The organism is Geodermatophilus dictyosporus (assembly GCF_900115505.1).
Lineage (GTDB): Bacteria > Actinomycetota > Actinomycetes > Mycobacteriales > Geodermatophilaceae > Geodermatophilus > Geodermatophilus dictyosporus.
In genome coordinates this window covers 580,470-607,079 of the sequence record NZ_FOWQ01000003.1, presented here as the reverse complement: position 1 = coordinate 607,079, position 26,610 = coordinate 580,470, and the positions used below count along the sequence as shown (strand labels likewise).

Annotated in this window: 19 protein-coding genes; 12 read left to right on the top strand and 7 right to left on the bottom strand. The window is 75.8% G+C overall.

Annotated features, from left to right (window positions below):
* Window positions 1-47: 47 nt before the first annotated feature.
* Window positions 48-3,578 (bottom strand): transcription-repair coupling factor, encoded by a 3,531-nt coding sequence (gene mfd / locus BMZ33_RS10175; RefSeq protein WP_091109455.1) that lies wholly within the window; start codon window positions 3,576-3,578, stop codon window positions 48-50.
* Between the two features lie 254 nt (window positions 3,579-3,832).
* Between mfd and BMZ33_RS10170 the strand changes: the two genes are divergently transcribed.
* The 7 genes from BMZ33_RS10170 to BMZ33_RS10140 all read left to right on the top strand — a co-directional run bounded on the left by BMZ33_RS10170 (window position 3,833) and on the right by BMZ33_RS10140 (window position 12,467).
* Entirely contained in the window at window positions 3,833-5,374 is a 1,542-nt protein-coding gene (locus BMZ33_RS10170) for a glycosyltransferase (RefSeq protein ID WP_091109452.1), read from the top strand.
* A complete protein-coding gene (locus BMZ33_RS10165; protein WP_091109448.1) occupies window positions 5,368-6,117 on the top strand; it encodes a WecB/TagA/CpsF family glycosyltransferase in 750 nt (249 codons plus the stop codon). Before BMZ33_RS10170 ends, BMZ33_RS10165 begins: the two co-directional genes overlap by 7 nt.
* Entirely contained in the window at window positions 6,114-7,499 is a 1,386-nt protein-coding gene (locus tag BMZ33_RS10160; RefSeq protein WP_091109446.1) for an O-antigen ligase family protein, read from the top strand. The genes BMZ33_RS10165 and BMZ33_RS10160 overlap by 4 nt, the downstream gene beginning before the upstream one ends.
* Complete coding sequence (locus BMZ33_RS10155; protein ID WP_169064132.1) at window positions 7,496-8,476, top strand: glycosyltransferase family 2 protein; 981 nt, start codon at window positions 7,496-7,498, stop codon at window positions 8,474-8,476. The genes BMZ33_RS10160 and BMZ33_RS10155 overlap by 4 nt, the downstream gene beginning before the upstream one ends.
* Window positions 8,477-8,608: 132 nt before the next feature.
* Window positions 8,609-10,513: a hypothetical protein gene (locus tag BMZ33_RS10150; protein WP_091109440.1), complete on the top strand. Its 1,905-nt coding sequence runs from the start codon at window positions 8,609-8,611 to the stop codon at window positions 10,511-10,513.
* A gap of 59 nt (window positions 10,514-10,572) precedes the next feature.
* Window positions 10,573-12,036 carry a lipopolysaccharide biosynthesis protein gene (locus BMZ33_RS10145; RefSeq protein WP_091109438.1) on the top strand — a complete coding sequence of 488 codons (1,464 nt, stop codon included), beginning with the start codon at window positions 10,573-10,575 and terminating at the stop codon, window positions 12,034-12,036.
* A 110-nt stretch (window positions 12,037-12,146) separates the two neighbouring features.
* The gene (locus BMZ33_RS10140; RefSeq protein WP_091109436.1) at window positions 12,147-12,467 is read left to right on the top strand and encodes a GYD domain-containing protein; all 321 of its coding nucleotides are present in this window, start codon (window positions 12,147-12,149) and stop codon (window positions 12,465-12,467) included.
* Between the two features lie 89 nt (window positions 12,468-12,556).
* On the opposite strand, the gene BMZ33_RS10135 is transcribed toward BMZ33_RS10140, so the two are convergent.
* Window positions 12,557-13,651, bottom strand: coding sequence for an SDR family oxidoreductase (locus BMZ33_RS10135; RefSeq protein ID WP_091109433.1), 1,095 nt, complete (start codon window positions 13,649-13,651; stop codon window positions 12,557-12,559).
* Between the two features lie 237 nt (window positions 13,652-13,888).
* Between BMZ33_RS10135 and BMZ33_RS10130 the strand changes: the two genes are divergently transcribed.
* Window positions 13,889-14,266: a YybH family protein gene (locus BMZ33_RS10130; protein WP_091109430.1), complete on the top strand. Its 378-nt coding sequence runs from the start codon at window positions 13,889-13,891 to the stop codon at window positions 14,264-14,266.
* Window positions 14,267-14,434: 168 nt separating this feature from the next.
* Here the strand turns inward: BMZ33_RS10130 and BMZ33_RS10125 are convergent, their stop codons facing one another.
* Together BMZ33_RS10125 and BMZ33_RS24035 are read right to left on the bottom strand one after the other, a co-directional pair.
* Window positions 14,435-15,040 carry an arsenate reductase/protein-tyrosine-phosphatase family protein gene (locus tag BMZ33_RS10125; protein ID WP_091109428.1) on the bottom strand — a complete coding sequence of 202 codons (606 nt, stop codon included), beginning with the start codon at window positions 15,038-15,040 and terminating at the stop codon, window positions 14,435-14,437.
* Window positions 15,041-15,072: 32 nt separating this feature from the next.
* Window positions 15,073-16,449, bottom strand: a complete 1,377-nt coding sequence (locus BMZ33_RS24035; protein WP_091109425.1) for a tyrosine-protein kinase domain-containing protein — start codon at window positions 16,447-16,449, stop codon at window positions 15,073-15,075.
* Between the two features lie 279 nt (window positions 16,450-16,728).
* On the opposite strand from BMZ33_RS24035, the gene BMZ33_RS10115 reads away from it, so the two are divergent.
* From BMZ33_RS10115 to BMZ33_RS23215, 3 genes are all read left to right on the top strand, one after another.
* Window positions 16,729-18,048: a UDP-glucose dehydrogenase family protein gene (locus BMZ33_RS10115; RefSeq protein WP_091109423.1), complete on the top strand. Its 1,320-nt coding sequence runs from the start codon at window positions 16,729-16,731 to the stop codon at window positions 18,046-18,048.
* Window positions 18,049-18,137: 89 nt separating this feature from the next.
* Window positions 18,138-18,857 carry an SGNH/GDSL hydrolase family protein gene (locus BMZ33_RS10110; protein ID WP_091109420.1) on the top strand — a complete coding sequence of 240 codons (720 nt, stop codon included), beginning with the start codon at window positions 18,138-18,140 and terminating at the stop codon, window positions 18,855-18,857.
* 206 nt (window positions 18,858-19,063) lie between these two features.
* Entirely contained in the window at window positions 19,064-23,113 is a 4,050-nt protein-coding gene (locus tag BMZ33_RS23215; RefSeq protein WP_169064131.1) for a PKD domain-containing protein, read from the top strand.
* Between the two features lie 118 nt (window positions 23,114-23,231).
* On the opposite strand, the gene BMZ33_RS10100 is transcribed toward BMZ33_RS23215, so the two are convergent.
* Window positions 23,232-23,882, bottom strand: a complete 651-nt coding sequence (locus BMZ33_RS10100) for a hypothetical protein (RefSeq protein WP_136697264.1) — start codon at window positions 23,880-23,882, stop codon at window positions 23,232-23,234.
* Window positions 23,883-23,947: 65 nt separating this feature from the next.
* On the opposite strand from BMZ33_RS10100, the gene BMZ33_RS10095 reads away from it, so the two are divergent.
* The gene (locus BMZ33_RS10095) at window positions 23,948-24,247 is read left to right on the top strand and encodes a hypothetical protein (RefSeq protein WP_091109411.1); all 300 of its coding nucleotides are present in this window, start codon (window positions 23,948-23,950) and stop codon (window positions 24,245-24,247) included.
* A gap of 56 nt (window positions 24,248-24,303) precedes the next feature.
* Here the strand turns inward: BMZ33_RS10095 and BMZ33_RS10090 are convergent, their stop codons facing one another.
* Together BMZ33_RS10090 and pth are read right to left on the bottom strand one after the other, a co-directional pair.
* Window positions 24,304-25,821 (bottom strand): sugar transferase, encoded by a 1,518-nt coding sequence (locus tag BMZ33_RS10090; protein WP_169064130.1) that lies wholly within the window; start codon window positions 25,819-25,821, stop codon window positions 24,304-24,306.
* 186 nt (window positions 25,822-26,007) lie between these two features.
* Window positions 26,008-26,565, bottom strand: a complete 558-nt coding sequence (pth, locus tag BMZ33_RS10085; protein WP_091109409.1) for an aminoacyl-tRNA hydrolase — start codon at window positions 26,563-26,565, stop codon at window positions 26,008-26,010.
* Window positions 26,566-26,610 lie beyond the last annotated feature (45 nt).

Sequence of the window (26,610 nt, the reverse complement as noted above, 5' to 3'; positions counted from 1 at the left end):
CCCCCGGGGCGTGGGCCGGGAGCCCTCCGCCCCGGAGGGGTGAGCCGCTAGCTGGCCCGGGCGGCCGGCTGCTCGAGCACCGCCGTCAGCAGGGAGTGCAGGTTCTCCAGCAGGGCGACGTCGCGCAGCGGGGTGCGCCGGTCGGGACCGACCGGGACCTTGAGCGAGACCGTCTGCACGGCCGGCTTGTAGGTGGCGCCGTCGGCGAGGCGGGCCAGCCGCATCTGCTGCGACTCGCGCAGCGGCACCGGGCTGACCCGGATCGAGCGGCCCTGCAGCGACACCTCGGTGACGCCGAGCCGGCGCACCGCGGCGCGGAAGCGGGCCACCGCGAGCAGGTTGAGCACCGGCGCCGGCGGGGCGCCGTAGCGGTCGGTCAGCTCGTCGAGGACGGCCTGCGCCTGCTCGTCGTCCTGCACCGCGGCGACCTTGCGGTAGGCCTCCATGCGCAGCCGCTCGCCGGGCACGTAGTCGTGCGGCAGGTGCGCGTCGACCGGGAGGTCCACCCGGACGTCGGCGGGCTCCGCGGGTGCCTCCTCCCCGGTGAGCGAGGCGCGGTAGTCGCTGACCGCCTCGCCGACCAGGCGCACGTAGAGGTCGAACCCGACCCCGGCGATGTGCCCGGACTGCTCGCCGCCGAGCAGGTTGCCGGCGCCGCGGATCTCGAGGTCCTTCATCGCCACGGCCATGCCGGCGCCGAGGTCGGTGTTGTGCGCGATGGTGGTGAGCCGGTCGACCGAGGTCTCGGTGAGCGGCCGCGAGGGGTCGTAGGTGAAGTAGGCGTAGGCCCGCTCGCGGCCCCGGCCCACCCGGCCGCGGATCTGGTGCAGCTGGGAGAGGCCGAACGTGTCGGCGCGGTCGACGACCAGGGTGTTGGCGTTGGGGATGTCCAGGCCGGACTCGACGATCGTGGTCGCGACCAGGACGTCGTACTCCTTCTCCCAGAAGCCGACCATGATCCGCTCGAGCTCGTGCTCCTTCATCTGCCCGTGGCCGACGGCGACGCGGGCCTCGGGCACCAGGCGGCGGATCTTGGCCGCGGCCTTGTCGATCGACTGCACCCGGTTGTGGATGACGAACACCTGCCCGTCGCGCAGCAGCTCGCGGCGGATCGCGGCGGCCATCTGCTTGTCGTCCCAGGCGCCGACGTAGGTCAGCACGGGGTGCCGCTCCTCGGGCGGGGTGAGGATCGTCGACATCTCGCGGATGCCGGTCAGGCTCATCTCCAGCGTGCGCGGGATCGGGGTGGCCGACATCGACAGCACGTCGACCGCCGTCCGCATGGTCTTCAGGTACTCCTTGTGCTCGACGCCGAAGCGCTGCTCCTCGTCGACGATCACCAGGCCGAGGTCCTTGAACCGGGTGGTCGGCTGCAGCAGCCGGTGGGTGCCGACCAGCACGTCGACCTCGCCGGCGGCGAGCTTGCGCAGCGTCTCGGTGCTCTCGGCGTCGGACTGGAAGCGGGAGAGCACCGCCACCGTCACCGGGAACTGCGCGAACCGCTCGGAGAAGGTCTTGAAGTGCTGGTTGGCCAGCAGCGTCGTCGGCACCAGGACGGCGACCTGCTTGCCGTCCTGCACCGCCTTGAACGCGGCGCGGACGGCGATCTCGGTCTTGCCGTAGCCGACGTCGCCGCAGATGACCCGGTCCATCGGGACCGGGTTGGCCATGTCGGCCTTGACCTCCTCGATGGCGGCGAGCTGGTCGGGCGTCTCCTGGTAGGGGAAGGCGTCCTCGAGCTCGCGCTGCCAAACGGTGTCGGGGCCGAAGGCGTGGCCCTTCGTGGCCATCCGCGCGGAGTACAGGCGGATGAGCTCGGCGGCGATCTGCTTGACCGCCTTGCGCGCCTGGCCCTTGGTCCTCGCCCAGTCCGAGCCGCCGAGCTTGGACAGCGCCGGCTGCTCGCCGCCGACGTAGCGGGTGAGCTGGTCGAGGGCGTCGGTGGGCACGAACAGCCGGTCCGGCGGCTGGTTCCGCTTGCCCGGCGCGTAATCGACGATGAGGTAGTCGCGCTGGCCGCCGTGCACGGTGCGGCTGACCATCTCGACGTAGCGGCCGATGCCGTGCTGCTCGTGGACGACGAGGTCGCCGGGCTGCAGCTGCACCAGGTCGACGGCGTTGCGGCGGCGGGCGGGCATCTTCACCGCGTCGCGCATGGTGGTGCCGCGCTGGCCGGTGAGGTCGTGCTCGGTGACCAGCGCCAGCCGGACGCCGGGCAGCGTGAACCCGGACTCCAGGTTGCCCTGCGTGATCGAGGTCAGCCCCGGCTCGGGCGCGGACTCGACACCGGGCACCAGCCGCACGCCGAGGTCGGCGGCACCGAGCTGCTCGGTGGCGCGCTGCGCCGGGCCGGGGCCCGCGAAGGTCAGCACCACGCGCCAGCCGTCGCGGGTCCAGTCGCGCAGCGCCCCGACGGCGCGGTCGACGTCGCCGGAGAAGCGCTCGACGGTGGTGGCCTCGAGCGCGCCCTCGTCCTCGCCGAGCGTGAACGCGCCGGTCGTCCACCACGGCAGCCCGCGGCCGCGGGCGGCGGCCTCGACGTCGGCGAGGTCCCGGAAGGACGACGCGCCCAGGTCCAGCGGCGCCTCCCCCGCCTCCGCGGCCGTGGCCCAGGAGGCGGCGAGGAACTCCTCGGCGGTGCGCACCAGGTCGGCGGCGCGGCTGCGCACCCGCTCGGGGTCGGCGACGAGCACGTGGGTGCCGGCGGGCACCAGGTCGGTGAGCAGCTGGAGGTCGCCCTCGACCAGCGCGGGGGTCAGCGACTCCATGCCCTCCACGGCGATGCCCTCGGCCAGCTTGCCGAGGACCTCCAGCAGCCCCGGGTGCTGACGAGCGAGCGCGGCGGCGCGGGCGCGGACGGCGTCGGTGAGCAGCAGCTCGCGGCACGGCGGTGCCCACAGCCGGTCGGGACGCTCGTCGAGCGAGCGCTGGTCGGCCGCGGAGAACCAGCGCAGCTCGTCGACCTCGTCGCCCCAGAACTCCACGCGCACCGGGTGCGGCTCGGTGGGCGGGAAGACGTCGAGCAGGCCGCCGCGGACGGCGAACTCGCCGCGCTTCTCCACCAGGTCCACGCGGGTGTAGGCGGCGTCGGCCAGCGCGCGGGCGACGTCGTCGAGCTCGGCGGTGTCGCCCGGCGCCAGCTCCACGGGCACCAGGTCGCCCAGTCCGGGCGCCAGCGGCTGCAGCACGCTGCGCACCGGCGCCACCAGGACGTCGACGGTGCCGCCCGGGCCGGGGTGGGTGAGGTCGCGCAGCACGGCCAGCCGACGGCCCACGGTGTCCGCGCGCGGGGAGAGCCGCTCGTGCGGCAGCGTCTCCCACGCCGGGAAGGTCTCCACGCGGCGGCCGGGCAGGAAGCAGCGCAGCAGGTCGGCGGCGACGTCGGCGTCGCGCTCGCCGGCGGTGACCAGCAGGACCGGCACGCCGGCGCCGGGTGCCTCGGCGGCCAGCGCCGCGGCCACCAGCGGCTGCACCGGTGGCGGCGCGGGGACGGCGAGCTCGGCGGACCCGGCGGCGGCCACCACGCGGGCCACGCCGGGATCGGTGAGGACGACGTCGAGCACGCCGCGCAGGGTCACGGGACCGTCTCCTGAGGCCGGGGGCCACACACGACGCGCCGGGTGCGCGGGGGGCCGATCCCCCAGGTTAGTCCGCGGCGCCGCCCCCCGCCCGGCCACGCGACCACCGTCACCCACGGTGCACGGACACCGACCGGGGACATCCGACCGGGTGGCACACCTCGCCGGCCTCACTCCTTGGGGTAACCGAGCGATGACAGGGCGCTGAACACCTCCCAACCTTCCCTCGAGAGCTTCGGATCACGGGGGACTGCATGAGCGAGGAACTGCACGTCGTGCACGTCGGACCGGACGTGCGGACCGCGGGCGGGATGGCCACGGTCATCACCCTCCTCGCACGCTCGCCCGACGCCGGTGTGCGGGCCACGACCGCCGCCACGTGGACGCCGTCCTCCCGCGACCACGGGCTCACCGCCACCCTGCGGGTGGTGGGCCGGCTGGTCCGCGCGCGGGACCGGCGGCCCGACTGGGTGCACGCCCACCTCAGCGAGGGCGGGTCCTTCCTCCGCGAGGGGGCGGTGCTCCTCGCCGCCCGCGCCCTGGGCATCCGGACCGCGGCCACCCTGCACGGCGCCCGCTTCCGTGAGTTCTCCGAGCGGCACCCGCGCCTCGTGCGGCGGGTCCTCGGCGCCTGCCGGGTCGTGTTCCCGCTGGGTCCCCACGCGGCTGCCCGGGTGGCCGAGCTGTGCCCGGGCACCCCGGTGCGGCCGGTGCTCAACCCGGTCGACCTCGACGAGCTGGGCACCGCCCCGGCCCCGTCGCGCACCGCCGACGTCGTCTTCGGTGGCGTGGTCGGGCGGCGCAAGGGCGTCGACCGGCTGGTCGCCGCCTGGCCGGAGGTGCGCCGGCGCCACCCGCAGGCGACCTGCCTGCTGTGCGGTCCGCTCGGCGACCTGCCGGTGGACGACCTGCCGGAGGGGATGCGCTACGCCGGTGCGCTCGAGCGCGCCGAGCTGCTCGGCGTCCTCCGCTCGGCGCGGGTCGCCTGCCTGCCGTCGCGGGACGAGGCGCTGCCGATGTTCGTCCTGGAGAGCCTCGCCCTGGGCGTCCCGGTGGTCACCACCCCCGTCGGGGAGATCGACCAGCTCGGCGAGGACCAGGGCGTCGCGCTCGTCGACGGGGACCCGGCCGGGCTCGCCGACCGGCTCGGCGAGCTGCTCGCCGACCCCGACCTGTCCCGCGACCGGGGGCAGCGCGGCCTGACCTGGGCCAAGGAGAACTGCAGTCTCGAGGCGGTCGGCCGGGCGCTGGCCGGCGCCTACCGGGGCCGGACCGCACCGGCCCCCGCCGGCCGACCCGGCCCGTTCCAGGACTGGGCGGCCAACCGCGGCCGGCCCGGCGTCCAGCTCGTGCTGGTGCTGTTCCGCCTCGCCCAGCGGGCCCGCGGCGGCGGGCGCGGGCTGCGCCGCCTGCTCGCGGCGCCGCCGGTGCTGCTCTACCGCCTGGTGGCGCTGCGGCTGTTCAGCATCGACCTGCCGGTCTCCACCACCGTGGGCCGCGGTCTGGCGATCCACCACGGCATGGGCCTGGTGGTCAACCGGGCCACCCGGATCGGCGACCACGTCACGCTCCGCCACAACACCACCCTCGGCTCCCGTCGCACCGACGAGGACAGCCCGGTGCTCGCCTCCCACGTCGACGTCGGCCCCCACAGCGTCCTGCTGGGCGCGATCTCCGTGGGAGAGGGCGCCCTGATCGGGGCCGGGAGCGTCGTCCTGCGCGACGTCCCGCCCGCCACCTCCGTGGCCGGCAACCCGGCCCGCGTCCTGCCCACCCGAGGAGGCACACCGTGCTGACGTCGACGCCCCACACCCGCGTGTCCGGCTTCTGGCGCTCCTGCGCCCAGGAGGGCCGGCTCGTCACCTGCCTGGCCGACGTCTTCGCCACGCCGTGGCAGACCCGGCCGGTGCGGGTGCAGACGGTGAACCTCCAGCACGTGCACCTCATCGCGACCTCCCAGCAGGCCGCGGAGGCCGCCATGGCCGCCGACCTGGTGTCCGCGGACGGGTGGCCGCTGGCCTACCTGGTGCGGCGCGGCGGACGGGCCTGCGCACGGGTCACCGGTCGCGAGATCGTCGACGCGCTGCTCCACGACCCGGCCTTCGCCGGGCGGCGGGTCGCGCTGCTCGGGACGCGGGCGGAGGTCGCCGTCGCGTTCGCCGAGCAGCTGGCGCGCAACGACGTGACCCTGGCCTGGAGCCACCACGGGGACGCCCGCACCTGGGACGTGGCGGACGTCGCGCGGGAGGTCGCCGTGCGCGACTGCGACGTCGTCCTCGTCGCGCTGGGTGCGCCACGGGGGGAGCCGCTGGGCCAGGCGCTCACCGAGCTGCTGCCCCGCGGCCTGGTCGTGGGCGTGGGCGGCGCCGTGGAGATGGCCACCGGTGACATGCCGGGGGCGCCGGACTGGGTGGGCCGGCTCGGGCTCGAGTGGGCCTACCGGCTGGTGCACCAGCCCCGCCGACTCGGCCGGCGCTACCTGGTCGAGAGCCCGCGCGCGCTGCTGCTCCTGGCCCAGGCCGCGCACACCGGCTCATGAGCGCCCCGCCCCTGCACGCCCGGCTCCTCCCCGCGCTCTGGCCCCTCGTCCCGGGGGTCGCCGTCGTGGCCGCCGTGGCCGGCGCCCTGCTGGCCCCCCTGGCGACCGCCGGAGCCGCCCTCGGCCTCGGCGTCGTGGCCGTGACGGCGCGCTGGCCGCGGGCCACGGCCCTGGCCGCCATGGTCGGGGGGCCGCTGTACCTGTCGGGGTACGCGGCCGGCCCGGTGACCCTCGACAACGTCGCGGTCCTCTACGGCGCCGCCGTGGGCACCGGGTGGCTGCTGGCGCGCCGCCGGGTCGGGACGCCCCTGGCCGCCTGGCCCGTCGCCGTCGCGCTCGCGGTCACCCTCGCCGCGGCGGTCAACGGCGGCGCCGGCCTGCCCGGGACCGCCCGCTTCCTGTCCCTGGCCGTCCTGGTGCTGATCCTGGCCAACTCCACCGCGGCGGCACGCTCCCGCACCGTGGCGTGGGTCGAGGGCGCGGTGACCGTGGGTGCGCTCGTCCTCCTCGCCCAGCCGCTGACCGGCTACCCCGAGGCGTTCGGCACCGCGGAGGGGGTGGGCCAGCGCTTCGGCGGCCTGTTCGGGCACCCCAACTTCGCCGCCTACACGATCTGCTTCGTCCTGCTGTACCAGCTCTACGCCACGCGGTTCACCGCGCTGCGGGCCGGCTCCACCGCGGTCCTGCTGCTCGCGCTGCTGCTCACCGGCAGCCGGGCCGCGCTGCTGGTGTTCCTGGTCCTCCTGCTCCCGGCGGTGTGGCTGCGCGCCCGGCGGTTCGTCGGCCTGCTGCTGCCCGCGCTCGTGGCCCTGCCGTTCGTCGGGACGACCGTGCTCACCCGGCTGGAGAGCATCTCCCGGACCGGGGGGCTGTCCGGGCAGAACGCCTCGGGCTGGCGGCTCGGTCAGTGGCAGGACGCCCTGGAGGCCACCCGCGGGCACGAGCTCCTGGGGATCGGCTGGGGCCAGACCGTCGCGGTCATGGGCGACGAGCTCGGCGCGCACAGCACCTACGTCCAGCTGTGGCTGGAGGTCGGGCGCGTCGGGACCGCGGTCGCCGCCGTCGGGCTCGCCGCCCTGCTGCTGTCCGCGCGGTCGTCCCGGACCGCGTCGGTGCTGCTGGCGTACGCCGTCGTCGCGAGCATCACCGACCCGGTGCTGCTCTACCCCTCGTGCCTGACCGTGCTCCTGGTGCTGCTCGCGCAGCTCCTGCCCCGGCGGGACGACGCGCCGGCCACGGAGCCCGCGCCGGACGCCGTGCCCGACGCCGTGCCCGACGCCGTGCCCGACGCCGTGCCCGACCGGGCGCCCGGGCCGCGGTCCGGCGGGACGCGGCCGACGGCGCCCACCGCGACACCACGACCCCTGGGAGCACTCGCGTGACGCTGGCCTACGAGGTCCTGGTCCCGGCCTACCAGGCCGAGGACTCCATCGCCGCGGCCGTGGCCTCGGCCCTGTCGCAGCGGCCGGCACCGGCGCGCGTCCTCGTGTACTCCGACGGCAGCACCGACGCGACGGTGGCGCGGGCGCGCGCGGCCGGCGCGGAGGTGGTCGACGGGGTCGAGAACCGCGGGGTCGGCGCCGCCCGGCAGACGCTGCTCGAGCGGGCGCGCGCACCGTGGCTGCTGGTGCTCGACGGCGACGACCGGCTGCTGCCGGACGCCGCCCGGCTGTTCGAGGAGGCGGTCGAGACACACCCGGACGCCTGGGTCCTCGGCTTCGGGGAGGTCCCCGACACCGCGGTCGCCCCCAGCGGCCCGGTGCTCGACCCGGCGCGGCCGGTCGACCTGCGCAGCCTGTGGCGGCGCAACCCCTTCGTGAGCTCCTCGACGCTGATCCGCCGGGAGCCGGCGCTGCGCGTCGGCGGGTTCCCGCCGGTCCGGCGGCTGGTCGACTACGCCTTCTGGCTCGTCCTCGCCGGCGACCCCGCCGCCCAGGGTCGGCTGTGGAACCGCACCGTGCCGGTGACCGCCCGAGCGGTCCACGGCGGGACGATCACCGGCAACGTGGTCGCCGCGGTGCAGGCCGAGCGGGAACTGCTCGTCCGGCACGCCGACGTCGCGCTGAGCGGGCTGCCCCGCCCGGTGCGGGGGGCGGCGACCCGTGCCCGGCTGTCCGTGCTGTGGTGGCGGGGGCTGTCCCGGCACCTGGACTACGGGCGCCCGGCGTCGTCCTACCTGCCCGCGGGGGACGTCGTCCCCGGCGGCGTCCTCCCCGGCCTGCTGCGGCTCCTGGCGCTGCCCTCGGTCCGGCGGACCGTGCGGGCGGCGGCCCGGACGGCGCGCGGCGGCCTGCGCCGGGACGCGGGCGCCGGCCGGCCGCTGGTCGGCCGCACCGCGGTGGCTGCCCCCGAGGGGTGAGGGCGGCCCCGCCCGGCCCGGCGGACGGGCGGCGGGACGGGAGGATCCACGTCAGTGAGGCGCGCACGGTCGCGCCGTCGAACGGACGGAGCCGGTAGACCGGCGCCGTCATCCGGACACGGGGGAAGTGGGATGGACGCACGGGTGCTGACCGGGGTCGGGCTGGGGCTGCTGGCCCCTCGGGAGGCGACCCGCCGGCACCTGCGGGCCGGGCTCTCGATCGACTCGTTCTTCGACGAGCTGAACCGCCGGGGCGTGCGGTACGCCGTCCTGCGCTGGTTCGAGACGCTCCCGGACGTCGACCCCGGCGAGGACGTCGACGTCCTGGTGGCCGACGAGGACCTGCCACTGCTGCGGACCCTGCTGGGGTCGCACCGGGTGGCGCCGGCCCGGCAGGCGTTCGACGTGTACTCCGAGACGGGCCTGCCGGGCTCGGACTTCCGCGGGATCCCCTACCTCTCCCCCGCGCTGGCCGCCCGCGTGCTCGACCGCGCCGTCCTCTCCCGGGGCCGCTACCGCGTGCCCTCCCCGGCCGACCACTTCGACTCCCTGGCCTACCACGTCGCCTACCACAAGGGGCTCCGGTCGGGACTGCCCGCCGAGCCCGGTGGGCGCCCCGCGACGGACGACCCCGAGCACGACTACGTCTCGATCCTCGGGGGCCTGGCCGCGGACGTCGGGCTGTCGGTCCGGCCGACCCTGGCCGACCTCGACGCGCACCTCGCAGCGGCCGGGTTGCGCCCGCCGCTGGACACCCTGGAGAAGCTCGCCGAGGCCAACCCCTGGCTCCGCGACTCCCTGGACCGGGAGTTCGGCCCCGCCGACGCCGACCTCCCCGGGCTCGCCGTCTTCGTGGTCCGGGAGCAGGCGGCCGGCCTGCTGGACCGGGTGCGCGCGGAGCTGGTGCGCGAGGGCTGGGAGCCGCTGGTGACCGTGCCGCTCGACCCCGCGCAGGCGACGCGGGTCCGTGCCCGGGTGCGGGGCGGCAACTGGGGCGCCGGTCCCTTCGCCGTCAGCGGTGGCGGGCCGGCCGCCTACGTCGTCGCCTTCGACCTCGCCGCCGTCGTCGAGGGTGCGACCTCCTCGCCGGAGCGGGTGACCGCGTCGAAGCTCGCCGTCCGCCGCCGGCTGCTGGCCGGGCAGCCGTCGGGGGCACGGTTCAACCCGCTGCACAGCTCGGACAACGCCCGGCAGGCACTGGACTACCTCGACGCCCTCGACGACCCCGCCCTCGTGGCCGGGCTCCGGGCGCAGATCGCCGGCCTGCGCGCCGCGACGGCCTTCCCGTACCCGGTCGTCGAGCTGCTGCCGAGCGGGCGCCGCCGGGCGGTGACCGCGGTCGTCGACCACCCCGTTTTCGGCGAGTCCGTCTGCAAGGTCTTCCACCCCGGCGCCCACCGCTTCCTCGAGCGGGAGCTGCGGGCCCGCACCGAGTTCGCCGACCTCCCCGAGGTGCCCGCCCTGCTGGAGGCCGGCGACACCTGGCTGCTGTCCCCCCGCTACTCCGACACGCGGGCGCACGTCCGGCGCTCCCTCCCCGGCGGCCCGCACGCCCAGCTGACGCCGGGCACGAGCCTCGCGCTGGCCCGGCTCGCCCGGACCGTGCACGCGCGCGGCAGCCACCTGCTCGACCTCACGCCGCTGAACCTGGTGAGCGACGCGGTGGAGGGCCTCAAGGTCATCGACTGGGAGTTCCTGCAGGACCTCCCGGCCGAGCGGCCGCCGCTGGCGCAGTCCCCCACCGTCCTCGGCCGGGACGACCGGTCCCCGGACGGCGACACGCCGCTGGGCGTCAGCTCCTACGGCGGCGCCGTCCTGACGGTCTTCTCCGCCCGGGTCACCGGCGTCCCGGCCCGCCTGCTGCTGGGCGGGGCGGCCCGGTGGTCGGTCCCCCTGCTCGCCGAGCCCGGGATGGCCCTGGCGTGGCTGCTGCTCACCCTGCGGACGGCGGTCAAGCGGAGCCGCCCCCGGGTCGTGCGCGCGGCGCGGCGCGCCGCCCGTGCCGTCCTCGTCGGCCTGGCACGGCGCGGCAGGTGACCCCCGCGGACGCCGCCCGGGCGGAGGCGGCCGCCCCTCCCCCCGCACCGGCGCGGTCCATGACCCGCTCCGCCGTCCGGGGGCTGTCCTGGTCGCTGCTCGGCGCGCTCGGGCAGGCACTCCTGCAGCTGGTCTCCATCGTGGTGCTGTCCCGGCTGCTCTCGGCCGAGGAGTTCGGCACCGCGGTGGCGGCCACCGTCGTGATGGGCCTCGCCGTGGTGCTCGGGCAGCTCGGCATCGGGCCCGCCCTCGTGCAGGCCCGGAGTCTGAGCGGCGCGGACGTGTCCACCGCGTTCGGCGTGGCCACCGCGCTGGGCGTGGTCCTGGCCGCGGGGCTGTTCCTCTCCGCCCCCCTGGTCAACCCGCTGGTGGGGCTCCCGGTCGACTCCCCCTTCCTGCGGCTGCTGTCGGTCGTGCTGGTCCTCGGCGGCCTCGGCTCGGTCTCCCTCGGACTCCTCCAGCGGTCCCTGCGCTTCCGCGCCCTCGTGCTCGTCGAGCTGTCGGCCTACGGCATCGGCTACCTGGGGACGACGGTGGTCCTCGCCTCCGCCGGCGCGGGTGCCGCGGCGCTGGTGTGGGGGCAGGTCGTCCAGGCGCTGGTGACCGCCGTCGCCGCGTACGCGCTGGTGCGCCACCCGGTGCGCCTGCCCCCGTGGGCGGAGACGGTCCGCTCGGCACGGCGGGTGCTGGGCTTCGGGTCCGCCTACTCGCTCTCGCAGCTGGGGAACTGGGTGGGCCTCAACGGTGACAACCTGGTCGTCACCTCCACGCTCGGCCCGGCCGCCCTGGGCGTCTACTCGCGCGCCTACCAGCTGCTCGTGCAGCCCGCGAACCTGATCGGGACGGTCGCGGACAAGGTGCTGTTCCCGTCGCTGTCCCGGATCCAGGACGACCGCGACCGGCTCGCCCGGGCCTACGTCCTGGCGGGGTCGCTGGTCGCCCTGCTCACCCTGCCGGTCAGCGTCCTGCTGTTCGTCCTCGCTCCCGAGGTGGTCGCGGTCCTGCTGGGGCCGGGCTGGACTGCGGTGGTCGTGCCGCTGCAGGTCTTCGCCGTGGTGCTCCTGCCCCGGACCGCCTACAAGATCAGCGGCTCCCTGACCCGCGCCACCGGAGCGGTCCTGGGCGGCGCGTGGCGGCAGTGGCTGTACGCGGCGGAGGTCACGCTGGGCTGCGCCGTCGGCAGCGCGTGGGGCGTTCGCGGCGTGGCCGTCGGGGCGTCCGTGGCGATCGTCGCGCACTTCCTCACCATGCTGGTCTTCTCGGCGCGGATCAGCCCCGGCCTGGTGGGGCGCGTGCTGCGCAGCTACGCCCGGTCGCTGCCGGTCGCCGCCGCCACCGCCGCGGTGGCCTGGCCGGTGGCCACGGCGCTGCGCGGCGCCGCGCCGGACCCGGTCGTCGTCCTCGGCACGGCCGCGAGCGGCGTGCTCGCGGCCGCGGCGGCCCTGCTCGCGACCCGGCGGCTCTTCCGGGACGAGCTGGCCGTCCTGGCAACCGCCCGGTCCCGCCCGGCCAACGGGGTCTGACCGTCCGTCGCCGGCACGCCGGGGACCGCTCCGCCGCAGCGGCCGTCGTTGTCGCCGGCGGTCCCCGGCGGGACGATCGCGCCCGCACGGGGGCCGAGACGGGAGGCGCCATGCCCCGTTACCTCTTCATCGGCAGCTACTCCCCGCAGGGCTCGAAGGCGGTCCTCGCGGTCGGCGGCACCGCTCGGCGGGCCGCCATCGAGAAGATGGTCTCCGACCTCGGCGGCCGGGTGGAGACCTTCGACTTCGCGTTCGGGTCCGACGACGTCTACACGATCGTCGAGCTGCCCGACGCCCGGACGGCGACCGCCATCGCCCTCGCGGTGAACGGCAGCGGCGCCATCGGCCTGCGCACCGTCGTCCTCATGACCCCGGAGGAGGTCGACGCGGCCTGCCAGGTGCACCCGGACTACCAGCCGCCGACCGCCTGAGGGCCGCCCCGCGGGGGACTCCGTTCCTCACGACCGTCGTGGGCGTGAGGAACGGGGGGCGGCTCCGGGACGTCCGACGACCGGGCCGGTCACGCCCGGTGGCGCGGGGGGAGGACCCTGCGCTCCTGCAGCACGCGGATCCAGTGCCGGAACGACTCCTCGGTGTCCATCACCTCGCAGAAGCCGTGCTGCTTGATCTTGACCGTGCTGACGAAGGCGAGGGGCGGGTCCTCCGTCGCGCCGTGGAGGAAGCAGAAGTCGGCGTAGTGGTGCGACTCCCCCAGCAGCTCCTGCATCCCGATCCTGCGCAGACCGTGCCGGTCGACGACGCGGTCCCAGACGTCGGCCTTGGACGGCAGGAACTCCGCCATGCTCAGCGGCTCGTCGTCGCCCACCTCCACGCCGAGCTCCTCGGCCAGGGCCGGCCACAGGTCGTGCCACTCGAAGACCTCGCCGTTGGTGAGGTTGTAGTGCTCCCCGTCGGCCCTCGGCTCCGTGGCGGCCCAGCGGATGGCGTTCGCGACGATGCGGGTGTCGACGGCCTCCCAGACGAAGGGCGGGCCGCCCGGGAAGGAGAACGGCCGCCCCTCCTCCCTGCAGATCGCGGCGTAGGCGCCGATCACCGGCGGCAGGTTCATCACGACGCCGTAGTTGGGTCCCACGACGAGCTGCGGCCGGAAGATCGTGTACCGCAACCCGCGCTGCGCGGCCTTCTCCCTCAGGTAGTCCTCCTGCAGCCAGTAGAAGTTGGCGTGCTCGTCGCGCGGGTACCGCTCGCGCGCCGGTACCCGCATCGGGTGCACGTGGATGCCGTACGCCTTGGTGCCCTGCAGCAGCGTCACGTGCTGCAGGGCGTCGTCACCGGACAGCGGCTCGACCAGGTTCCGCAGCATCGCGAGGTTGGTCTGCATCTGGTCCTCCTCGGTCCACCCGGCGATGAGACCGGGCTTCTCGTAGACCGCGGCGTACACGACGTGGGTCACGTCCGCGATGCCGCCGAACGCCGCCTTCGCGGCGCCCTCGTCCTGCAGGTCCACCGCGAGGTGCACGAAGGGCCGGTCGCTGAAGACCTCCGGCTCGCGCCGCGACACCGCGACGACGTCCCAGCCGTCGTCGAGGAAGCGGTCCACGACAGCGGCTCCGACCAGTCCGCTGGCTCCGGCGACGAGGACGGTGTTCAGCACGGCGCAGCTCCGGGGAGGCACAGGAGCCCGGGCGGTCGCGCGGCTACGACTCCGCGGGCGCTCGAGCGAGCGCCCGCTCAGCTCCGTCGTGGTGCACGGCTCACCCTCGGAGGGGCGCCGGCGGCTGTCAAGAGCCGGGACGCCGGAGGTCCTCCGCGGAGTCCGACCCTTGTTGGCGGTCGAGACGAGTGCCAGCCTGATCTCCCCGGCTCTCCCCGGCTCTCCAGGAGGCACGCCATGTCCCGCACTGACGTCGACACGCTGAACGCGACCCTGGTGCAGGCGCTCGAGAAGGGCGATTCCGCTCTCCTGGCCACCGTCTACTCGCCGGACGCGCACCTGTTGCCCCCGGGGTCCGACCCGGTGACGGGGCAGGGGATCCAGGCGTACTGGCAGAGCGTCATGGACATGGGCGTCACCGGGGGCCGACTCGAGACCGTCAGCCTCGACGAACGAGACGACCTGGCGGTGGAGGAGGGGCGCTACGACATGCGGGTCGGCCCGGACGTCGTCGACGAGGGGAAGTACGTCGTGGTCCACCGCCGCCAGCCTGACGGTGAGTGGAAGTACGCCGTCGACATCTGGAACTCCAACCGCTCACCCTCGGCCGGCTAGCACCAGGGCTCCGGAGGCCACGGCGGCCGGCCGCAGGCCTCCCCGAGCCCGATCCGTGCCGACGTCCGCCCGAGGTCGGGTCTCGTGCGCCGGACGAGCTCGCCGGGCTCGTCGTGCCCGTCCGGGGTGACGCCGTGGACCAGGGACCGCAGCCCGGCGGGGCGCCCGTCAGCTCCGGCAGCGGACGACGTGGTCGAGGACCGGCCCCAGGTGCCCGGCGATGCTCGCGACGGCCCGGGCGTGCGCCTCCGGGGGTCCGGCGATCGGGTCGTCGACGTCGTCGTCCGCGCCGGCGCCCGGCCGCAGCCGCCGGGCCGCGGCCATCCGGGCCACGAGGCCGCGCAGGTCGCCGTCCGGCGCGCCCGCGGCGTCCGGCGGCCCGCCGACCAGCCGCGCGAGGTCCGCCGCCTCGCGGAGGGTGAAGGTCCGGGACAGGCTCCGCGGCTCGAGGCCGAGCACGGCCTGCCGGTGCTCCCGCGTCATCGTCAGGACCAGGTCGGCCTCGGTGACCATCGGCCGGCGGAGCCGGCGGGCGGCGAACCCCTCGACGTCCCCACCCAGCGCACGCACGGCCGCGGCGCTGTCCGGGTGGACCGCGGCGCCGACCACCGCCTGCGTCCCGGCGCTGTGCACCGAGACGGCGGAGGCGCCACCGCCGAGGAGCTCCTGGAGCCGCCGCCGGGTCAGCCGCTCGGCTGCGGCGGACCGGCAGATGTTGCCGGTGCAGACGAACAGCAGCCGGAACTCGGTCGCGGGGGCCGGCCCGCCGCTCACGGCGTGCCGACCCCCGACGGCCGGGGGTCCACCTAGCGCGCCACGGCCGCCGGCCGGGCGGCGTACTCGGCGCTGTAGCCGTAGGCCGTGCTGACGTCGTCGCGCGCCGGCACGATGTTCAGGACGGTCCCGACCGTGCGGGCACCCACGCGGTCCAGCGTGGTGCGCGTCCGCTGGAGCTGCTCCCGGGTCGTGCTGCCGTGGCGCACGGAGAGGAGGACGCCGTCGACCAGGACGGCGAGGCCGGTCGCGTCGGCGACGGGCAGCAGCGGCGGGGCGTCGAGGACGACGTAGTCGTGGGTCGCCCGCAGCTCCTGCAGGAGGGTGCCCATCGCGCCCGAGGCGAGCAGCTGGGCCGGGTTCGGCGCCGACGGTCCGGCGCCGATGACCACGAGGCTCCCGTCCTCCCCGACGGGCTGCGCCACCTCCTCGAACCGCACCTGACCGGTCAGGACGTTGGTGAGGCCCACCCCGGTGACGAGGCCGAGGTAGCTGGTCACCCGCGGTCGCCGCAGGTCGGCCTCGATGAGGGCGACCCGCTGGCCGGCGTCGGCCAGGGCGAGCGCCAGGTTCACCGCGACCGTCGTCTTGCCCTCGGACGGCATCGCACTGGAGACCATGAGCACCCGCGGGGGCGTGTCGACGTCCAGGAACTGGAGGTTGGTCTGCAGGTGCCGGTAGGCCTCGGCCGACCGGCTCGAGCTCTGCAGGTCCACCTGGTGCCGCTCCTGCAGCTCGTCGTCCCGGAGGACGACACCGATGACCGGCGCACCGGCCAGGTCGGCCACCTCGTCGGGGTCCTTGAGCGACCGGTCCAGCCGGGCCCGGACGACCGCCGTGGCCGCCCCCAGGCCGAAGCCGATGACCAGCCCGACCGCGAGGTCGAGCACCGGCCGGGGCGCGCTGGGCGACCGCGGCAGGTCCGCGGCACCGAACACCGTGACCCTGACCGGCGAGGTGAGGGAGCCGGCCGGCGTCTCCAGCTCCTCCACCGCGGCGATGAACTCCTCGGCGACGGTCAGGGCGATCCGCTGCGCCCGCTCGGGCGAGGGGTCGGTGACGCTGACGTCGAGGACCACCGTGCCGGAGACCGGGGCCGCCTCGATGCGGGAGGCCAGCTCACCGGGCGTCAGGTCCAGGCCGAGCTCGTCCACGACCCGGGCGGCCAGCTCCTGGCTGGTCAGCAGCTCCGCGTAGGAGGCGATGCGCTTCTCCGCGAACTGGTTGCCCTGGAACGCCTCGGCGGTGGAGGACGAGTCGGTCGTGGACACGAACAGCTGCGTGTGCGACGTGTAGACGGGCGTGGTCGTCGTCGTGACCGCCAGGGCGGCGAGGCCCCCGAGGAGGAGCCCCAGCGCCGGCATCCACCACCCCCGCCGCAGCGCCCGGAGCATCTCACCGAAGTTCATCGTGCGTCCTCGTTCCCCACGTCTGGTGTAGCCGTTCGGCCCGCGGCCCGAGCCGCGCCCGTCGGACGATAGGTGCGCCACGACCGGCCGGACCCCCCTCCTCCCGGAGGCCTCCCCCCTAGGGGTTGTTTCCGGCGGCCCGGCGCCGACCGACCCCTCCTCCCGCCTTCCTGGGGGCTCCCGGGGGTGTCACGATCCCGCCTCGTCACCCGGCGTCCGCCGGGTGGCTCCCGCCGGCCGGTCGGTCGGCGGATCGCGTCGCAGAGGGAGTCCGTGTCGATGAGGGTCTCGGTGGTCGGTTGCGGTTACCTGGGGGCGGTGCACGCCGCGGCGATGGCCGAGCTGGGGCACGAGGTGGTCGGCATCGACGTCGACGGGCCGAAGATCGCGGCGTTGACCGAGGCGCGCGCGCCGTTCTACGAGCCGGGGTTCGAGGAGCTGCTGGCGCGCACGCTGGCCACCGGGCGGCTGCGGTTCTCCACGGACGTGGCCGAGGCGGCCGGTGCGCGGGTGCACTTCGTGTGCGTGGGCACGCCGCAGAAGCGCGGCGAGTACGCCGCCGACCTGCGCTACGTGCAGGAGGCCGTCGAGTCGCTGGTGGGTGTGCTGGCCCCGGGTGACCTCGTTGTGGGCAAGTCCACGGTGCCGGTGGGCACCGCGGCGGGGCTGGCCGAGCTGGTCGCCGAGAAGGTGCCCGGTGCGCTGCTGGCCTGGAACCCGGAGTTCCTGCGCGAGGGGTTCGCCGTGGCCGACACCCTGCACCCCGACCGGCTGGTCTACGGCCTGCCCGCCGGTGCCGACGGCGAGGTCGCCGAGGCGCTGCTCGACGAGGTGTACGCACCGATCGTCGAGCGCGGGACGCCGAAGGTGACCACCGACCACGCCACCGCCGAGATGGTCAAGACCGCCGCGAACTCCTTCCTGGCCACCAAGATCTCCTTCATCAACGCGATGGCCGAGCTGTGCGAGGCCACCGGCGCCGACGTCAAGCAGCTGGCCGACGCGATCGGCTACGACGACCGGATCGGGCGGAAGTTCCTCAACGCCGGCCTGGGCTTCGGCGGCGGCTGCCTGCCCAAGGACATCCGGGCGTTCATGGCCCGCGCCGGGGAGCTGGGCGCCGATCAGGCGCTGACGTTCCTGCGCGAGGTGGACAACATCAACATGCGTCGCCGGATCCGGATGGTGGAGCTGGCCCGCGAGGTCTGCGACGGGTCGCTGCTGGGCAAGCGGGTGGCGGTGCTGGGGGCGGCGTTCAAGCCCGACTGCGACGACATCCGCGACTCCCCGGCGCTCAACGTCGCCGCGCAGCTGCAGCTGCAGGGCGCCGTCGTGCGGGTGACCGACCCGGCCGCGGTCGACAACGCCCGCCGGCTGTGGCCGCAGCTGGACTACGCGGCCACTGCCGAGGAGGCCGCCGCCGGTGCCGACGCCGTGCTGGTGCTCACCGAGTGGCGGGCCTACCGCGAGCTCGATCCGGTCGCCTTCGGCCAGGTGGTGCGCCAGAGGCGGGTCCTCGACGGGCGCAACGCCCTCGACCGCGACGCCTGGACCGCCGCCGGCTGGACCTACCGCGCCCTCGGCCGCCGGACCGACTGATGCGCGCCCGACACGCGTCCCCGAACCGCCCGACGCGGCGCTCCCGGGGCGGGAGGTGGGAGCGGCCGCCGGCCTGGGCCCTCGTCGCCATGGCGGTGTGTCTCGCCGGCCTGGCCGTCGTCGGGCCGGCGGCCCTGCGGCAGGACACGGCCCCGGCGGCGGCAGGGGCCACCGAGCCGACCGCCACCGACCCGACCGCCACAGAGCCGGCCCCGCCCACCCGGGCGGCCGTCCCGGTGCAGCGGCCGGCCGACCGCGCCCTCCGGGTGCTGTTCATCGGCGACTCGCTGATGTGGGGCTCCTTCGCCAGCGACGAGAGCCTCACCTACCGGGCGCGCGTCACCGCCGGCCTCTCGGCCGGCGGTCCGGTCGAGGTCGCCACCGTCGGCGGACCTGGCTGGAGCGCGGCCGAGGCCGCGGAGGACCTGTCCGAGGTGACCGGCCCGTTCGACCTCGTCTTCGTCGAGGTCGGCGCCAACGACTCGGTCGCGATCTCGGCGGCCCGGTTCGGCACGGACTACGCCACGCTGCTCGACGGCGTCCGCGCTCTGGCCCCCGACGCCACGCTCGTGTGCGACGGCGTGTGGAACGGCCCGGAGCTCGCCACGGCCCTCGACCGGGAGCTGCGGCCCGTCTGCGCCGACCACGGCGGCGTCGTGGTCCCCCTCAGCCCGCTCTACGTCGACGAGACGCTGCGCGGGCCCGAGGGCTCGGTCCTCCCGAGCGGGGCGGTCCGCGACCAGTTCCACCCCAACGACGCGGGTCACGCCGCGATCGCCGAGGCGATGCTGGCGGTCCTCGACCGCTGAGCCGCCGGCCGCCCGCGACCCCGGAGTGCCCCTCCGCCCGGTCGGCGGGCGGCCCGGCCGGCGGGTCCGGCCACGGGCGGGTGTCACCTCGCGGGGGGACGCGCCGCTCACGCTCGGTCACCTAGCGTCGATCGAGGTCATCCGTGCAGCGGGACGCCGTCCGAGCGCCGCGCACGGGTCAACGCTATGACGGGGGAGCAACACTCGTGCGTGCCACACGCAGTCTGATCGTGGTCGTCCTCGCCGCCCTCCTGGCAGTCGGCGGCGTGGTCGTCGGTCCCGACCGGGCGAGCGCAGCGACGGGGGACTTCGGGTACCAGGGGCCGTCCTACGCCGGCGCGTCCCACGTGCCCACGTCCGACAAGCCGCAGAGCAAGCTCTGGTTCGCGCAGGGCTCGTGGTGGGCGAACATGTTCGACACGGCCTCGAAGACCTGGCACGTCTTCCGGCTGGACCGCTCGACCCAGCAGTGGGTCGACACCGGCGTGCAGGTCGACGACCGGCCGAACACCCTGGCCGACGTGCTGTGGGACGGCACGCGCCTCTACGTCGCGTCGCACGTGGTGAGCCTGTCCAGCGACACGAGCGCCACCCCGTCGCTGGCCAACAACCCGGCGCGGCTCTACCGGTACAGCTGGTCCGCCGACCGGGGGTACACACTCGACGCCGGCTTCCCCGTCGCCATCACCCAGTACTCGAGCGAGTCCCTGACCATCGACAAGGACTCCACCGGCACCCTGTGGGCCACCTGGACGCAGGTCAGCGCGGCCGCGGGCGGCGGCTACACGAGCGCGGTGTACGTCAACTCCACCACCGGCAGCGACAGCAGCTGGGGGACGCCGTTCGTCGTCCCGGTGGCGGGGTCGGCCGTGTCGGCGGACGACATCTCCAGCGTGGTGGCCTTCGGCCGCAACCGGATCGGGCTGCTGTGGAGCAACCAGCTCGACGGGACCGTGTACTGGGCGGTCCACGACGACGGCACCTCCCGCACCTCCTGGCGGGGCAGCCCCGCCGTCCGCGGGAACCGCCAGGCCGACGACCACCTGAACATCAAGGCGGTGCAGGCCGACACGTCCGGTCGGGTGTTCGCGGTGGTCAAGACCAGCCTCGACGGCGACCCGACGGCGGCCCCCACCGACCCGCAGATCCGGCTGCTGAGCTTCAAGCCGGGCACCGGGGCGTGGTCCGCGACGACCGTGGGCACGCTCGCCGACTGCCACACCCGGCCGCTGCTGATCCTGGACGAGCAGCACCAGACCGTCCACGTCCTGGCCACGGCGCCCACCAGCGGCGGGTGCCCCTTCGCCGGCGCGCCCGGCACGATCTACGACAAGACCGCACCGATGGCCGACCCGGTCTTCGCCGCCGGGCGCGGCACCCCGGTGATCCGCGACGTCGCCTCGGCCAACATGAACGACGTCACCGGCACCAAGCAGAGCGTGACCGCGGCCAGCGGGATCGTCGTCCTGGCCAGCCAGAAGGCCTCCCAGCGCTACTGGCACGCCGACCTCGCCGCCGTGCCGGCGGCGCCGGTGGCCCCCGTCGCGTCGTTCACCACCTCGGTGACCGGTGGGCAGGCACCGCTGGCGGTGCAGTTCACCGACACCTCGACCGGCACCCCGACCTCCTGGGCCTGGGACCTCGGCGACGGCACCACCGCCACGACCCGGAACCCGGCGCACACCTACACCGCCCCGGGTACGTACACGGTCACCCTCGTCGCCACCAACGCCACCGGCTCGAGCACGCCGGCCACCGCCACCGTCACGGTGACCGCCGCGGCGACCGCGAGCGGCGTCGTCACGGCGGGCGCGTCGACCACCGCGGCCGGGACGACGGCCGGCACGGAGGTGGCCGTCCCCCTGCCCGCGGGCGTGACCGCGGGGACCGTGCTGGTCGCCCAGGTCACCGCGGACGGCGCACCCACCATGGCCGCCGTCCCCAGCGGCTGGACGGCTCTGCTGCCCCGCCCGCTGGCCCTCGGCAGCGGCGCCCGGGTCTTCGCCTACTACCGGGTCGTCGGCGACCCGGCCACCGAGCCGGCCACCGCGACGTGGACGCTGTCGGCGGCCCAGCGGTGGGGTGCGGGGATGACCGCCTTCGCCGGCGCCGACCCCACCGCGCCCTTCGACACCCCGCTGAGCACCGCCACCGACACCACGTACGCGGCGAGCAGGCTCACCGTGCCCGGCCTGACCACCGTCACCGACGGCGCCCTGCTCGTCGGCGGTCTCGGCCTGGACAACCTCACGGCCGGCGTCACCCCGCCCGCCGCGTGGACCGAGGCCTGGGAGAGCAACGGCGGCCAGGTGTCGGAGATGGCCTCCCGCCAGACCTCCGCGGCCGGCCCGACCGGGGACCTCACCTGGACCCTGAGCCGGGCCACGGCCGCGGGCGGCTGGGTCCGTGCGCTGCGCCCGCGGCCCGCGCCCCCGACGGCGTCCTTCACCACCTCGGTGACCCAGGGCCAGGCGCCACTGGCGGTGCAGTTCACCGACACCTCGACCGGCGGGCCCACCTCCTGGGCCTGGGACCTCGGCGACGGCAGCACCGCCACCACGCGGGAGGTGGCGCACACCTACACCGCACCGGGCACCTACACGGTCCGCCTGACCGCCACCAACGACGTCGGGACCAGCGCCCCGGCCACCGCCACGGTGACCGTGACGGCGCCTCCCCCGCCGCGGCCCGCGGGCATCTCGGTGGGCGCGTCGACGACCGCGGTCGGCACGACCGCCGGTACCGCCGTGACCGTCCCGCGGCCCGCGGGCGTCGCCGCCGGTGACGTGCTCGTCGCCCAGGTGACCGCCAACGGCGCCCCGGCCATGGCCACCGTCCCGGCCGGCTGGACGCCGGTGCTGACGGCGCCGGTCGCGATCCACAGCGGCGCCCGCGTGTTCGCCTACTCCCACGTGGTCGGCGACCCGGCCGGCGAGCCGGCGTCGTGGACCTGGCAGCTCTCGGCCGCGCAGAAGTGGAACGCCGGGATGACCGCGTTCCGCGGCGTGGACACGACCGCCCCGTTCGACTCCCCGGCGAGCACCGCCGTCCAGACCGGCTACACCGCGGCCAGCCTCACCGTGCCCGGCGTGACCACGACGACGGCCGGCGCGCTGCTGGTCGGCGGGATCGGGCTGGACAGCTCGGCGACGGCGGTGACCCCGCCGACCGGGTGGACCGAGGCCTGGGAGAGCTCGGGGGCCCAGGTGTCCGAGCTCGCGCACCGCACCCCGTCCCAGACCGGGGCGAGCGGGCCGGCGACCTGGACGCTGGGCAAGGGCACCTCCTCGGGCGGCTGGCTGCGCGCGCTGCGGCCGGCGTCCGGGCCCACGGCACCGCCGCCGGGTCCGGGAGCCCCCACCGCGTCGTTCACCACCTCGGTGACCGGCGGGCAGGCGCCGCTGGCGGTGCAGTTCGCCGACACCTCGACCGGGACGCCCACCTCCTGGGCGTGGGACCTCGGGGACGGGACCCGCGCCACCAGCCAGAACCCGGCGCACACCTACACCACGCCGGGCACCTACACGGTGACCCTCACCGCGACCAACGCCACCGGCACCAGCAGCCCGGCCACCGCGACCATCACGGTGACGGGCCCGGACACCCCGCCGCCGGCCGGCGGAGCGGTCACGGCCGGCCCCTCGGCGACGGCGGTGTCGCTGACCGCGGTGCCGGACGTGACGGTGCCCCGCCCGGCGGGGATCGCCGACGGCGACGTCCTCATCGCGCAGTTCACGACGGACAGCGCCCCCACGGTCGGCAGCGCACCGGCCGGCTGGACGCCGGTGCTCACCGGGCCGGTGTCCATCGGTGGCGGGGCCCGGGTCTTCGTCTACTCGCACGTGGTGACCAGCGCGGCCACCGAGCCGGCCTCCTACACCTGGCGGCTGTCGGCCGCCCAGAAGTGGAACGCCGTCGTGGGCAGCTTCCGCGGGGTCGACCGGACCACCCCCCTCGACACCGCGCCGGTGACCGGGGTCGACCGCACCTTCACCGCGACCGGCCTGACCCTCCCCGGGGTCACCACCGTCACCCCGGGCGCGCTGCTGGTCGGGGGCATCGGTCTCGACAGCTCGGCGGCCGGCATCGAGCCGCCGAGCGGGTGGACCGAGCTCGGTGAGAGCAGCGGCGCCCAGGCCGCCGAGCTGGCCTCCCGCGCGACGACCGCCACGGGGCCCAGCGGCAGCGCCACCTGGCGCCTGCCGAAGGCGACCGCCGTCGGCGGGTGGCTGGTGGCCCTGCGCCCGGCCGCCTGACCGGCGGGCGCGCAGGTACCACGCGCGGCCGGCCGGTCGCGGCTCCGGGGTCGCCGGGTGGGCAGGGGCCCACCCGGCGACCTGGTGCGTGCCGGCGGCGCAGCGGGCCACCGGTCGCTCACCAGGGCTGCTCGCCGAGCACCGCGTCGCTGGACGCGACGATCACGAAGGGGTGCCACGGGCTCTGCGCCGACCACCCGTCCTGCCAGTCCGAGCCCTCGGTGTCCGTGTAGTAGCCCGCCGGGGAGCCCGACCGCGCCGGGTCGACCGGTGTCGAGGCGGGCCGGAACGACAGGGTGATGGAGTTGCCGTTGCCCTCGGCGCTGTAGAGCCGCACACCGGTCACCTGGGTCACGGGCAGGCCGTACTCGCGCAGGTGGTCCACCCCGACGCCGACGCCGGTGCTCAGCGGGTGTCCGGAGGTGAGGGAGAGCTGACAGGTCGACCGGTGGTCGTCCGTGTACTCCCAGGTGTCCTCACCGGCGGAGCACCAGGTGTCCACCCGGGTGCCCAGCGCCGCGCCGGCGCCGAGCTGGTCAGCGGCCGAGGCCAGGGCGCCGGTCATGTCGTCGACGAGCTGCTCGCGGTCGGCGGCCAGCGGATCCTCCGTCGGGTCGAGCAGGTCCGGGTCGCCGCAGCCGCCCACGAGGCCGAGCACCGCACCGGCCAGCAGTGCGGCCGGTGCGAGTCCGCGCGCCCGGCGTCGGTGGGTGCGCCGCCCGGGCACGGTCACGTCACCGATCACGGGCGTGCCTCGGCGACCGCTCATCGGCTTCCTCGTCCCCTTCCGCACCGCTGCAGGGTGCCTCCGCACACGGCTGGTGGGCCAGGAGCGTGCGGGGGCCGGCCGCCGACCACCAGCGCCGGCTCACCGCCGGCATGGTCGACGTGCAGGACGAGCTGCGGCTCGTACGCGGAGGGGGTGCCGGCGTGCGCCTGCAGCGGCGCGCTGGCGTCGCAGCCGCGGCGGACGGCGGCGGCGAGGCGGTGACCGTCGCCGTCGTCGCCGGGCAGTGGCGCCGGCAGCGTCGGCGGACACCCGCCGGGGCGCCGGCCCGACTGCGCGGCACGCGCCACCTCCCGCTCACGACGTCGGAGCGCGTGCTCACGGACGCGGCGGACGGCCCCGCGTGAGTCCCGGGCCGTCGGCGGGGCGGCGCGCCTGCGGACCCCGATGACCTCGGAACGGGTCAGTAGGCCCCGGACCGGCTGAGGACGGCGCGGGCGGTCCTGACCAGGATGAGCAGGTCCATGGCCAGCGACCAGTTCTCGACGTAGCGGAGATCCAGGCGCACGGCCTCCTCCCACGGCAGGTCGCTGCGACCGGACACCTGCCAGAGGCCGGTCAGGCCGGGCTTGACCAGCAGCCTGCGGTGCACCGGGGGCTCGTAGCGGGCGACCTCGCTCGGCAGCGGCGGTCGCGGCCCGACCAGCGACATGGTGCCGCCCAGGACGTTGAGCAGCTGTGGCAGTTCGTCCAGCGAGAGCCGACGCAGGAGCCGTCCGACCGGGGTGACCCGCGGGTCGGACCGCATCTTGAACAGCAGCCCGTCGGACATGTTCTGCGTTCGCAGCGCGTCGACCTGCCGGTCGGCGTCGACCACCATGCTGCGGAACTTGTACATCGTGAACGACCGGCCGTTCACGCCGATCCGCTCCTGGCGGTAGAGCAGCGGCCCGGGGCTGGTCAGCTTGACGGCCGCGGCGATGGCCAGCAGCACCGGGGCGAGGAGGACGATCGCCAGCGCGGCGACGACCCGGTCCAGGCCACCCTTGACCACCCGCTGCCACCCCTCGAAGCGGGGCTGCTCGACCGACAGCAGCGGGAGGCCCTCGAACGGGCGGATGTGCAGCCGGGGTCCGGCCACCTCGATGAGGCCGGGTGCGACGAGCAGCTCCACCCCGGTGCCCTCGAGCTGCCAGGACAGCCGGCGCAGGTACTCCGCGGCGGTCTCGCTGGCGGAGGTGACCGCCACGGTGTCGGCACCGAGCCGGGCGGCGGTCGCGGCGACGTCGTCGAGGCCGCCGACCGGCACCCCGAGGGCGTCGGTCACCCGCGCACGGCTGTCCGGCGTCACGCAGGCGGCGACGACCTCGAGCCCGGCGGCGCGTTCCCGGCGCAGGCGGGTGGTCAGCTCGGCCACCGCACCGCCACGGCCGACCACGACGACCCGCTTCGTGCAGCGCCCCAGCGTCCGGAGCCGGCGCAGCTGCCACCGGGCACCGAGGCGGACGAGCAGGGTGACGGCGGTGAGAGCGGGGATGCCGACGAGGACCAACGCGCGGCTGAGCTCGAGGTGGCCGACGTAGGAGACGAGGCTGGCCAGCGCCAGCAGCAGGAAGCCGGCCCGGGCGACCCGGCGGTACTCCTCGCTGCCGGTGCCGAACACGCGCTCGTCGTGCGCGCCGGCACCCCGCAGCAGCACCGGCCACGTCAGCGGGAGGACGCAGGCTGCCCAGACCAGCGGTGAGCGGGCCGTCAGCTCGGGCCAGCGGGCCACGAGCACGGCGACCGAGGTGAGGGCTGCGGCCGCCACCTCGACGGCGACCAGCGCCGCGGCGTACCGGCCGGCCCAGCGGCGCGCGGCTGTCGGGCGGCTGACACCGGGCCTCACGGCCGCGGTGTCCGGCACGGGGCGCGGCACCGGCACGACCGCCGACGCCGTCGTCGTCGTCCCCCGTCCTGCACCCAGGTGGTCCAGCAGCACGTCTCCCCCTCACACGTCATCACACTGCGTGCGCACAGGGGGCTCTGCTACGGAACGCACATCCTGCCCGCCGCCTCGAGACCGGCCGTGTCCCCCACGACGCAGGAAGGACATTCACAGAGAGTCACGGGAGAGGCAATGCGGAGAGTGACGCTTCACCCGAAGGAGAAGTCCGGTCCCACCGGGTCAGCTGCGGGGGTGCACGACGTTCTGCGCCGCCTCCAGCCCGAGGGCGACCAGCTCCTCGGCGGCGTCGGCGGCCTCGGCGACGAGCAGGTCGAGCTCCTTGCGCTCGGTGGCCGAGAAGTCCTTGAGGACGAAGTCGGCCGGGTCCTGGCGGCCGGGCGGGCGGCCGATGCCGACCCGCACCCGCAGGTAGTCCTTCGTGCCGGTGGCGCGGCTGATCGAGCGCAGGCCGTTGTGGCCACCCTCGCCGCCGCCGCGCTTGAGCCGGACCGCGGCGAAGGGGACGTCGAGCTCGTCGTGGACGACGACGAGGTCGGTGGCCGGCAGCTTGTGGTAGTCGAGCAGGCCGCGGACGGGGCCGCCGGACTCGTTCATGTACGTCGTCGGCCGGGCGAGGACGACGCGGCGGCCGGCCAGCCGGCCCTCGCCCGAGAGCGCACGGGCGCGCGCGCCCTTGCCGGGGGCCAGCTTCACCCCGGCCCGGGCGGCGAGCTCGTCGAGGACCATCGCGCCGACGTTGTGCCGGTTGCCGGCGTAGCCCGGGCCGGGGTTGCCCAGGCCGACGACGAGGAAGGGCCCCTCGGAGGGAGCGGACGCCGCAGG

Bases quoted from the DNA above. Each gene is read 5' to 3' on its own strand.
- BMZ33_RS10170 (WP_091109452.1), top strand. From the start codon at position 3,833: ATGAGCGAGGAACTGCACGTCGTGCACGTCGGACCGGACGTGCGGACC.
- BMZ33_RS10160 (WP_091109446.1), top strand. From the start codon at position 6,114: ATGAGCGCCCCGCCCCTGCACGCCCGGCTCCTCCCCGCGCTCTGGCCC.
- BMZ33_RS10150 (WP_091109440.1), top strand. From the start codon at position 8,609: ATGGACGCACGGGTGCTGACCGGGGTCGGGCTGGGGCTGCTGGCCCCT.
- BMZ33_RS10145 (WP_091109438.1), top strand. From the start codon at position 10,573: ATGACCCGCTCCGCCGTCCGGGGGCTGTCCTGGTCGCTGCTCGGCGCG.
- BMZ33_RS10140 (WP_091109436.1), top strand. From the start codon at position 12,147: ATGCCCCGTTACCTCTTCATCGGCAGCTACTCCCCGCAGGGCTCGAAG.
- BMZ33_RS10130 (WP_091109430.1), top strand. From the start codon at position 13,889: ATGTCCCGCACTGACGTCGACACGCTGAACGCGACCCTGGTGCAGGCG.
- BMZ33_RS24035 (WP_091109425.1), bottom strand. From the start codon at position 16,449: ATGAACTTCGGTGAGATGCTCCGGGCGCTGCGGCGGGGGTGGTGGATG.
- BMZ33_RS10115 (WP_091109423.1), top strand. From the start codon at position 16,729: ATGAGGGTCTCGGTGGTCGGTTGCGGTTACCTGGGGGCGGTGCACGCC.
- BMZ33_RS10110 (WP_091109420.1), top strand. From the start codon at position 18,138: ATGGCGGTGTGTCTCGCCGGCCTGGCCGTCGTCGGGCCGGCGGCCCTG.
- BMZ33_RS10100 (WP_136697264.1), bottom strand. From the start codon at position 23,882: ATGAGCGGTCGCCGAGGCACGCCCGTGATCGGTGACGTGACCGTGCCC.